Below are 9,235 nucleotides of genomic sequence, written 5' to 3' on the forward strand. Positions count from 1 at the left end.
CCTTCCAAGATAAGAGATTTAATTTTAAATCAGAAAGTAAAAGGTAATGAAGCAAAAAATAAAAGTTTGGGACGCATCCACGCGCCTGTTCCATTGGCTCTTGGTGTTATTGATGGGATTCATGTGGTACAGCGCAACCCAAGGCGGCGATATGCTGGTATGGCACTTGCGCGGCGGCTTGTTGATGCTGGCTTTGGTAGTTTTCCGCTTGTGCTGGGGGATTTGGGGCAGCGATACGGCAAAATTCAGCCGATTTGTGCGTCCGTTTTCCGAAATCCGCCGCTACACGCAAGGCCAAATGTCTGAAGACGAATTGGTCGGCCACAATCCTTTGGGCGCGCTGATGGTCATTGCTTTATTGGCCGCGTTGGTTTTTCAGACGGCCACAGGCTTATTTGCCGCCGATGAAAATACGTTTACCAATTCCGGCTTTTTGAATCATTTGGTCAGCGAACACGCCGGTACGCTGGCGCGAAAAATCCATGTCAATTTCTTTAATGTCTTAGCTGTTTTGGCGGGCGTACATATCGCGGCTGTTTTGCTGTATCGCTTTGTGAAAAAACAGGATTTGATTACGCCGATGATTAACGGCTTTAAAACCATCGATGTCAAGCAGCCTAAATTGGCCGGAGTGGGGCAACTGTTTGCTGCTTTGTTGGTGGTGATTGCGGTAGTGTGCGCAGTATGGATGTTGCGCGGCTGATGTTTTAAGGCTGTTACCTAAAAACAAACCGACCCTGATAGCTGAAATGGCTGTCGGGGTCGGTTTCTTTGTAGGGTTTAAAAGATAATGTTCAGACGGCCTTAACGCAGCGCAAGATGCTGTGGCCGCGACCGATGCCGTCTGAAATTTCCGCTACTTTCAATCCGGCTTTTTCAACGCAACGGATCAGGTCTTCAGAGTGGAAGATTTTGCTGTTGCCGTTGGCCATGGCAGTGAAATACAGGCTGGTCATGGTCAGGCAGTAGGCGGCGGTTTCGTAGCGTTGTCTGTCCCAGAAAGGCTCCATGATGTAGAGGCTGGTGTTTTCACTCATGGATGCAGCGGCGCGTTGAAGAATGCTGGTGGCTTGTTCTTCGGTGAAACAGTCTAGGAATTGGCTCATCCAAATCGCGTCAAAACCGGTTGGGAACGGAATCTCAGGATCAAGCAGGTTGGCCGGATGGGCGTGGATACGGTCCGCGCCGTTTTTGCCTTTGGTTGCCTCACGCATCAAGCCGATTTGTTGCGGCAGATCCATGATGGTTACTTCAACTTCGGCATTGTGGTTGACGCATTGCTCCGCCCAGCGGCCGGTATTGCCGCCGACATCGAGCAGTTTTTTAACCGGTTTGGCGAACACGGTGTTGAGTGCTTCGGCGAAGGAGTTGTCGGAATAATAATGGTCGAATGCAAACCATTTTTCCTGCGCGATGCTTGGCAATGAAGACAAGCCTTCGTAAATGGTCGGCCAGTCGCCGAATACTTTCAGGCCTTCGGGCTTGCCGGTTTGCAGGGTTGTTTCCAAGTCAAACATACCTTGGTAGCAGATTTCCTGCGTGAAATCCATGTTGACGCGGGCCATTTTGTCTTTGAGGACAAACCAACCGGCCTTGCTGATGAAATAGCGGTTGTCGCGAGTCAAGACGGTACCGATAGACAGCGAGGCTTCCAGCAGGACTTGTGCCGCGTAGTTGCTGATTTTCGCTTTTTCGGCGATTTCGGCTTGAGTGAGGCCGTCTGGATGGTCGTTCAGCAGGTCCAGAATGCCAAATTTCACCATCAGGCGGGAAACTTGGAACACAATCGGTGCAAAAGCGATTTCTTGAGCCAGACGTTGAGCCTCGCCTGCGGACTGGTGTTCGTGGGAATAGCGTTGTTCTAGGGCAGGGAAGAGTTGCATATTGTTGGTTTTCCACTAAAAAGTTAATAAGTATATTCAGACGGCCTCAAACACAATCCGTCCTGATGCACACGGATGCTCTCCGTTGTTGATTTTAAAGCTCAGTTTGTTTTTACCTTCATCAAATTTCAGCTCTACCGACACTTCATCGTGAGGATGGATAAACTGCTGATATTTTAGATTTTCGATGCGGATAACGCGCTGTTTACTCCATGGATGCGGTGCGATCAGGTTGCGCACCCATTGCAGCTCGACCACGCCGGGAACCAGCGGGAAGGTGGCAAAATGGCCGCCGAAATAAACCAAATCCAAAGGCACGCGCCCGATAAAAGTTTCGGTATTAGTTTCATCGTCAGATGATGTTTTCGACCAAACGGGCGAAGTTTGGGCAACGGTAAAGGCCGTCTGAAAATCCGCTGCGGCGATTTTAGCTTGGGCATTGCGCGGCAGGCTGTCGGTAAAACGCCAGTAACGCGGCAGGGCAATGGTGTCCTGCGTGGCGGCTAGGTGGCGTTTGAGCGTATCGGCAACCGCAGCACGGCCTTTCTCGCGCAAGGCGGCGATACCGTCTGCATTTAATGCCGCCCATATGGCAATGCGTTGATGCTGCGGATGGCGGCCGCAGTGGGCGTCGGCAATCCAAGGGTGTTGTAAAAGTTCGTGTTCGATTTGGGTCAGCGACACGCGTTTGTCCTCAAATTTAATAATGCGGTCTTGGCGACCGAGTAACAGAAAACCGTCATCTTGCGGCTCGATCAAATCGGCTGTTTGACGGCGTTCGGGCGACCAAGGCGAAGAAGCCCAAAGTGCGCCTTCTTCGTTTTGCCCGATTTCCACGCCCTTGAAAGGCTGCCATTCTTGGCATTCGCAACGTGAGGCAATCACGCCGGTTTCGGTACTGCCATAGACTTCAAACGGGCGGACGGCAGCCTGTTGCAGCAAATCCGCTGTGGCTGCGGGCAATGCGCCGCCAGCCGAGACAATGCCTGCAATTTTATGGCCGATACTTTGCCAGTTGCGGTTTTCGCCCAAGCGGTTGAGTACGGCCGGGCTGGCAATCCAAACCACTTTATCGTGTGCGGCCGTGCTGGAAAGCAGGTTTTCCGGATACACCGCCTGCTGCCGCTCCATAGTCCAACCCATTGTCAGCGCGAGTGCGAAGCGGAACGTGAAGCCGTAAAGGTGTTGCGGAATCACGCTGCCGACCACGGTTTCACCGTGTTGCCCAAATGGCAGCGTATTTGCCAAAGTCAGGGCTTCTGCCTGCATTTGCGCGGCGGTTTTCACAATAATCTGCGCTTCGCCGCTGGAGCCTGATGTTTTCAGCCATGCTTCGGCATGGTCGGGAATCAGATGGTTTTCAGGATAGGTGCCCAGCTCTTCCAAATCTGTTTTAGCTAATACATCAGGCAAGTGCCAGATGTTCAGGCCGTCTGAAGACAGCTTTTTATCTGTTGAATCTGTTAAAAACGCTTCTGCCGTTTTTCCCCATTCCAAATTGTCTTGCGCCAAATTGGGCAACAATAAAACCTTTCCGCCAGAATGCCATACTGCCAACACGGCACAGGCAAACAGCGCGGCATCGTCAAACCACAACGCGGCCGTTTGCATGCCTGCCTCTTTCAGACGGCCTGACAGATGGAAAACCGCACGGTTGAAATCAGCACGCGTCCAATTCGGATGGGTGGCGATAAGGTCGTGTTGGGGTAGGTTGGGGGATAGGATTCGGGTTAGGTGCATGATGGTTCTAAGGTTTTATAATTTCGATGTATTTGCCTTGGTTTCTTCTTTGATTTGTGCCAAGCATTCATCGTATTGTTTGTTTGTCGTTTGGCGTACCAATTCGTAATCATTTGCCTGCCACCCTTCCAATGAATGGCTTTCACTTCTTTTGAAGCAATGGAGTAACCGATCGGTTTTGCCGTTTTGTCCGTCTACAAAAAGGCTGATAATTGATGAAATATTTTTAATGGATTAAACCTTCAAAACCAATTTCCGATAAATCCACTCTCCGGCAAATAAGATTCCCATTAACACATACGACACAATGCCTGTATAAGCTGCCCACCAATCGTAATATTGCAAGCCTGCCAAAATGGCGGCGGTTGCGCCGTTGAAGATAAAGAACGCGCACCAGATTTGCGTAACGCGCCGGGTGTGGCGCACGCCTTCGGGCGGCAGGTCGGGGTGTTGCAGTCGGGCAAGGCGTTCGATAACGGTTTGTTTGGCAAACAGGCTGCCGCCGAAAACGGCAAGCATCAGCGCGTTGACGGCAACGGGATACCAATACATCGAGTCAGGCCGTCTGAAAACTAGTACCGCCGCAAAAAAAGCGGCAAGGATAATGGCCGTAATGCGTTGTGCCGTGGTTTGTGGCATGGCGGCGCGTATCAACCATAACACACACATGGCCGCTGCAAGCCAGAAAAATGCGCCGTTTTCCCTGCCGTAATACCATAGGAGCGGATAGGCGAGGCTGGCGAGGGTCAGTAGGAGTTTTCCTAATATTTTCATGGTTGTGATTGATTTTCAGACGGCCTTGCCGATTGACAAGGCCGTCTGAAAATATGTTGATTCAAAGCGGAATCAGGAATCTTGTTGTACTTTCAAAACCGCTTGAACCACGTCTTCTACGGTGCGCACATTGCGGAAGTCTTCGGCTTGCAGTTTGCGGCCGGTTTCGCGTTTGATGTGGTCGATAAGGTCGATGGCGTCGATGCTGTCGATTTCCAAATCTTCGTAGAGGTTGGTTTCGGGTTTGATACGTTCCGGTTCGATTTCAAACAGGTTAACCAGTGCATCGGTCAGCAGGGTGCGTACTTCTTGTTCGGTCATCTTCTCTCTCCCTTATGCTTGGCGGCTCTTGACGAACTCGGCCAAAGTTTTGACGTTGGCGAAGTTTTCACGCAGGTTGTCGTTTTCACCGTCGAGCTGGAAGCCGAAGGTTTTTTGTACGGCCAAACCAAGTTCCAATGCATCAACCGAATCCAGACCCAGGCCGTCGTCGCCGAAAAGCGGATCTTCGCTGCCGATGTCGGCAACGGTAATGTCTTCCAGACCTAAGCTGTCGATGATTAATTGTTTGATTTGGTTTTCTAAATTGCTCATGTGGTTTTCCTTGTAAAATAGTCTTGCAGGTATTCGTTTAAACGTCGTGCGGCGATGGGCAGGGGTTTTTCTGCCAGCCATTCTTCCGGCAGGATGTCGTCACCGACGGTAATTTCATAATGAATTTTTTGTGGCGGGATTTTGTACCACGGTTGCCCCTTTTTAAAATTGGGCGGCGTCATCTTGATGCACACGGGCGTGATGACTGAAGCGCTGCGCAAACCGAGTGATACGGCGCCGCGGTGCATTTTAACCTGTCCGTCCCAACCTGTGCGCGTGCCTTCGGGGAAAATCAGCAGACTTTGCCCGCTTTTGAACACGGCGTCGATTTCTTCCAACATTTCCATGCTTTCGTCGTTGGGAATGTAGCCTGAAGCGATAATTTGGCTTTTCATGCTGGGGTTGTGCAACAGGTCTTTTTTGACCAACACGTTCGGGTCGGGGAAGTGGCTGATCAGTAAAACAACATCCAAAAGCGAGGGGTGGTTGGCAAGGATGAGCTGGCCGGGTTTGCCGAGTTTTTCCAAGCCGTTGAAGCGGACGCTCAATACGCCTGACCATTGCAGGTAGCCGACGAAGAAACGCCAAACTTTGCCTATCATGCGCCTTGCTTCAAGTTGGCGTTTGATGTCGCCCTTGGTCGATTTGAGCGTATAGGGCAAGAGTGCGATTTTGAACAATACGCCTGCAACGCCGAAGAGGATGAAGCCGAAGAGTGTGGCAAAAAAGCGACGGAAATAGTCTAAAGTCTTCATGCGTTTTTCTGCCAGTGCCAGTTTCTGCCGATATAGTGTTGCGTGTGTTGCCGGTCGTCTGAAAGCAGGAAGCGTACCCACTCCAGGCTGCTCCAATAGGGCTCGACTGTTGTATCGTTAGGGTTTTCAGACGGCCTTGCGGATGTGGTTTCCAAGCTTAAGGTATAGTCTTCGCCCTTTGTGATTACCAGTGCCAATGCATAGGCAAACGGCGCACGTGTAGCCAAGACGGGATAGTCTTCGGACAACGGATCATCGGCGACAATCACTAAAACAGATGGCGCGCCGTCTTGCAAAAGCGCAAATGCCTCGGTCAGCGCGGTTTCAAAGGAATCGGCGGCAACGGCCAACGCGGTATGCTCACTCATGTCTTTGTGCAACATTGACCATTGCCCAATCGTTGCGTTGTGGACGGACAGGCCGAATGAGGTCGGCGATACGGTATGCGTGTTTAAAAGTTCTTGCCACAATTCAAAGCTGCGGTTGCTTTCGCCGTCGTGCGAAACGTACACCGGTACGCTTTCGGGATATTGGTCGGCCAGATTCCATGCGGCATCGCAAACCAAGCGCGCCGCTTTTCCCAGGCGGCGGCGTTGCATAGGCTGCAAAAAGGAGAGCGCGGGTTTGCACTCCGGCAGTGAGGCGGTATCGAGTTTTCCCTGCGCCCAGTCCTGCCATTGCTCCGGCGTACTGATTTTGCTGGAGGAGGCCTGCCATGCGGCGATATTAAAGCTGAAACGGCAAACGTTTTGAGGCATGATGTCTTTCAATGTTTTACATTTTCATACATTGTAATGAAATGGGTTAGTAAAAGCTAGGCTCTGTTATAATGCATATTGTAACGTAATTTATTCCCGGATGACATTTTATGCCTTCAATACCGAGTGCCCCGATTTATGATGTGGCTCCGCTGCTTCCGCACAGCGGACATATGGTGCTTATCGACTGTGTGAAAGAATTTGGCGATGACTATACGGTTTGCCGTGCGCCGGTTAGCGACAAGCATATTTTGCTGCAGGACGGCGTGTTGCCGTCTATGGCTTATATGGAATTGATGGCTCAGGGCATAGGCGCGTTTGCAGGCATTGAGGCTTTAAAGGCCGGAGAGCCTGTACGCTTGGGTTTTTTATTGGGAACGCGCAAGCTGGATTTGTTTGCCGATTCCGTGCCTGTCGGTACTGAGCTGGAAGTCAGGGCGCATGTGTCCATTCAGGATTTGGGCGGCATGGGCGTATTTGATTGCGAGTTGCGCTGGACGGATGCGCCGGAAGATGTGAAGCACCTGTTGCCGCCGGACGGTTTGCTGGCAAAAGCTTCTTTAAATGTGTACAGTCCGAAAGACGGTCAAATCATTTAAACCGTTTACAAGGCCGTCTGAAAAGACAAAGATTCAGACGGCCTGTCGATATAGTGAGAAAACGTATGAGTGAAACTATTTTAATTACAGGGTCTAATCGCGGTATCGGCAAAGCCGTCGCGCTTGGTTTGACGCAGGACGGCTTTGATATTGTCGTCCACTGCCGCAGCCGTCGTGATGAAGCGGAAGCTGTAGTGGAAGAAATCCGTGCGTTGGGTAGAAATGCGCGCGTGTTGCAGTTTGACGTGTCCGACCGCGAAGCCTGCCGTGAAATTTTGACTGCAGACATTGAGGCAAACGGCGCGTATTACGGCGTAGTGTTGAACGCCGGGCTGACGCGCGACAATGCGTTTCCTGCGTTTACTGATGATGATTGGGACTTGGTGCTGCGTACCAATTTGGACGGTTTTTATAATGTGTTGCACCCTTTGACCATGCCGATGATCCGCCGCCGCAAAGCAGGACGGATTGTGTGCATGGCGTCGGTGTCCGGTTTGACGGGCAATCGTGGTCAGGTCAATTACAGCGCGTCCAAAGCGGGTTTGATCGGCGCGGCAAAAGCCTTGGCGGTTGAGTTGGCAAAACGTAAAATTACCGTCAACTGCGTGGCACCGGGCCTTATCGATACCGATATTATCGATGAGAACGTACCTGTCGAAGAAATTTTAAAGGCCGTCCCTGCCGCGCGTATGGGATTGCCTGAGGAAGTGGCGCATGCGGTGCGCTTTTTGATGGATGAAAAAGCGGCGTACATTACGCGCCAAGTGATTGCTGTGAACGGAGGTTTGTGTTGAATACCAGAAGAGTCGTTGTAACAGGTATCGGCGGTATTACCGCTTTCGGCCGTGATTGGCAAAGTATTCAGACGGCCTTTAAAGCCGAAAAAAACGCGGTCAAATACATGGACTGGAGCGGACGCTTTCCTGAATTGGAAGCGCAACTGGGCGCGCCGATTGAAGGCTATTCCCCTCCAGAGCACTGGACACGTAAGCAGCTCAGAAGCATGGGGCGTGTGTCGCATTTGTGTGTCGATGCGGCGGAACAAGCCTTGACGGATGCGGGTTTGCTGGGTGATGAAAGCATTACCGACGGCCGTATGGGCGTGGCGTGTGGTTCGTCTGTCGGCAGCACCAAAGACATCGGCGATATGGGCGAACTTTTGATAACAGGCACATCGCGCAATTTCAACGCCAATACTTATGTGCGTATGATGCCGCATACGACTGCCGCCAATATCGGTATTTTCTTCGGCTTGAAAGGCCGCATTATCCCGACCTCGAGCGCGTGTTCTTCGGGTAGCCAAGGCATTGGTTATGCTTACGAAGCGATTAAATACGGCCTGATTGATATGATGCTGGCCGGCGGCGGCGAAGAATTTTGTCCGTCTGAAGTTTATGTTTTCGATTCACTTTATGCCGCCAGCCGCCGCAACGGCGAACCTGAGCTGACGCCGCGCCCTTACGACAACGCTCGAGACGGCTTGGTCATCGGCGAAGGCGCAGGCATTTTTGTATTGGAAGAATTGGAACACGCCCGTGCACGCGGTGCGAAAATCTATGCCGAGCTTGTCGGCTATGGTGCCAACAGCGACGGCAGCCACGTTACCCAGCCGCAAAAAGAAACCATGCAAAAATGTATGGAGCTTGCGCTGAAAGATGCCGATATTACGCCTGATAAAGTCGGCTATGTCAGCGGCCACGGTACGGCGACCGAAAAAGGCGATATTGCCGAAACATTGGCGACTGAGGCAGTGTTTGGTTTTGTGCCGATGAGTTCGCAAAAAAGCTATCTCGGCCATACACTCGGCGCATGCGGCGCATTGGAAGCCTGGTTTACCATCGAAATGATGAACAATGGCTGGTTTGCGCCGACTGTCAATTTGGAAAACATCGATCCGCGTTGCGGCAAGGTGGATTACATCCAAACAGGAGGACGCGAGATCCAAACCGATTATGTGGTCAGCAATAACTTTGCCTTTGGCGGCGTCAATACTTCGCTGGTGTTCAAACGTTGGCAAGAATAATCATTGCTTGATTTCATGATTAAAGGCCGTCTGAAACTTATTTTGAGTTTCAGACGGCCTGAGACCTTTGCAAAATCCCCCAAAATCCCCTAAATTCCTACTAAGACAT

11 protein-coding genes are annotated in these 9,235 nt (G+C 51.3%); 4 read left to right on the forward strand and 7 right to left on the reverse strand.

Annotated features, from left to right (window positions below; translation table 11 throughout):
* The first annotated feature begins 46 nt into the window (after window positions 1-46).
* Window positions 47-703 (forward strand): cytochrome b/b6 domain-containing protein, encoded by a 657-nt coding sequence (locus HMPREF2675_RS07240; RefSeq protein WP_070814567.1) that lies wholly within the window; start codon window positions 47-49, stop codon window positions 701-703.
* A gap of 91 nt (window positions 704-794) precedes the next feature.
* Here the strand turns inward: HMPREF2675_RS07240 and HMPREF2675_RS07245 are convergent, their stop codons facing one another.
* From HMPREF2675_RS07245 to HMPREF2675_RS07275, 7 genes are all read right to left on the reverse strand, one after another.
* Window positions 795-1,883: a FlxJ family methyltransferase gene (locus HMPREF2675_RS07245; RefSeq protein ID WP_070814568.1), complete on the reverse strand. Its 1,089-nt coding sequence runs from the start codon at window positions 1,881-1,883 to the stop codon at window positions 795-797.
* 36 nt (window positions 1,884-1,919) lie between these two features.
* Window positions 1,920-3,623, reverse strand: coding sequence for an ApeI family dehydratase (locus tag HMPREF2675_RS07250; RefSeq protein WP_070814569.1), 1,704 nt, complete (start codon window positions 3,621-3,623; stop codon window positions 1,920-1,922).
* Between the two features lie 234 nt (window positions 3,624-3,857).
* Complete coding sequence (locus tag HMPREF2675_RS07255) at window positions 3,858-4,397, reverse strand: COG4648 family protein (RefSeq protein WP_070814570.1); 540 nt, start codon at window positions 4,395-4,397, stop codon at window positions 3,858-3,860.
* Between the two features lie 72 nt (window positions 4,398-4,469).
* Window positions 4,470-4,718, reverse strand: a complete 249-nt coding sequence (locus HMPREF2675_RS07260; RefSeq protein ID WP_003680823.1) for an acyl carrier protein — start codon at window positions 4,716-4,718, stop codon at window positions 4,470-4,472.
* 12 nt (window positions 4,719-4,730) lie between these two features.
* Window positions 4,731-4,991, reverse strand: coding sequence for a phosphopantetheine-binding protein (locus tag HMPREF2675_RS07265; RefSeq protein ID WP_003680822.1), 261 nt, complete (start codon window positions 4,989-4,991; stop codon window positions 4,731-4,733).
* The gene (locus tag HMPREF2675_RS07270) at window positions 4,988-5,746 is read right to left on the reverse strand and encodes a lysophospholipid acyltransferase family protein (RefSeq protein ID WP_070814571.1); all 759 of its coding nucleotides are present in this window, start codon (window positions 5,744-5,746) and stop codon (window positions 4,988-4,990) included. Before HMPREF2675_RS07270 ends, HMPREF2675_RS07265 begins: the two co-directional genes overlap by 4 nt.
* Window positions 5,743-6,504 (reverse strand): beta-ketoacyl synthase chain length factor, encoded by a 762-nt coding sequence (locus HMPREF2675_RS07275; protein ID WP_070814572.1) that lies wholly within the window; start codon window positions 6,502-6,504, stop codon window positions 5,743-5,745. The genes HMPREF2675_RS07270 and HMPREF2675_RS07275 overlap by 4 nt, the downstream gene beginning before the upstream one ends.
* Before the next feature lie 110 nt (window positions 6,505-6,614).
* Between HMPREF2675_RS07275 and HMPREF2675_RS07280 the strand changes: the two genes are divergently transcribed.
* From HMPREF2675_RS07280 to HMPREF2675_RS07290, 3 genes are all read left to right on the forward strand, one after another.
* On the forward strand, window positions 6,615-7,103 hold the full coding sequence (locus tag HMPREF2675_RS07280) for a hotdog family protein (RefSeq protein ID WP_107791848.1): 489 nt from the start codon (window positions 6,615-6,617) through the stop codon (window positions 7,101-7,103).
* Between the two features lie 65 nt (window positions 7,104-7,168).
* On the forward strand, window positions 7,169-7,897 hold the full coding sequence (fabG, locus tag HMPREF2675_RS07285) for a 3-oxoacyl-ACP reductase FabG (RefSeq protein ID WP_070814574.1): 729 nt from the start codon (window positions 7,169-7,171) through the stop codon (window positions 7,895-7,897).
* Window positions 7,891-9,126: a beta-ketoacyl-ACP synthase gene (locus HMPREF2675_RS07290; RefSeq protein ID WP_070814575.1), complete on the forward strand. Its 1,236-nt coding sequence runs from the start codon at window positions 7,891-7,893 to the stop codon at window positions 9,124-9,126. Before fabG ends, HMPREF2675_RS07290 begins: the two co-directional genes overlap by 7 nt.
* The last annotated feature ends 109 nt before the right edge of the window (window positions 9,127-9,235 follow it).

The sequence above is a fragment of the Neisseria sp. HMSC061H08 genome (assembly GCF_001836795.1).
Taxonomy (GTDB): Bacteria; Pseudomonadota; Gammaproteobacteria; order Burkholderiales; family Neisseriaceae; genus Neisseria; species Neisseria subflava_A.

Coding starts and splice junctions, on each gene's coding strand:
- HMPREF2675_RS07240 (WP_070814567.1), top strand. CDS start 47: ATGAAGCAAAAAATAAAAGTTTGGGACGCATCCACGCGCCTGTTCCAT.
- HMPREF2675_RS07245 (WP_070814568.1), bottom strand. CDS start 1,883: ATGCAACTCTTCCCTGCCCTAGAACAACGCTATTCCCACGAACACCAG.
- HMPREF2675_RS07250 (WP_070814569.1), bottom strand. CDS start 3,623: ATGCACCTAACCCGAATCCTATCCCCCAACCTACCCCAACACGACCTT.
- HMPREF2675_RS07255 (WP_070814570.1), bottom strand. CDS start 4,397: ATGAAAATATTAGGAAAACTCCTACTGACCCTCGCCAGCCTCGCCTAT.
- HMPREF2675_RS07260 (WP_003680823.1), bottom strand. CDS start 4,718: ATGACCGAACAAGAAGTACGCACCCTGCTGACCGATGCACTGGTTAAC.
- HMPREF2675_RS07265 (WP_003680822.1), bottom strand. CDS start 4,991: ATGAGCAATTTAGAAAACCAAATCAAACAATTAATCATCGACAGCTTA.
- HMPREF2675_RS07270 (WP_070814571.1), bottom strand. CDS start 5,746: ATGAAGACTTTAGACTATTTCCGTCGCTTTTTTGCCACACTCTTCGGC.
- HMPREF2675_RS07275 (WP_070814572.1), bottom strand. CDS start 6,504: ATGCCTCAAAACGTTTGCCGTTTCAGCTTTAATATCGCCGCATGGCAG.
- HMPREF2675_RS07280 (WP_107791848.1), top strand. CDS start 6,615: ATGCCTTCAATACCGAGTGCCCCGATTTATGATGTGGCTCCGCTGCTT.
- fabG (WP_070814574.1), top strand. CDS start 7,169: ATGAGTGAAACTATTTTAATTACAGGGTCTAATCGCGGTATCGGCAAA.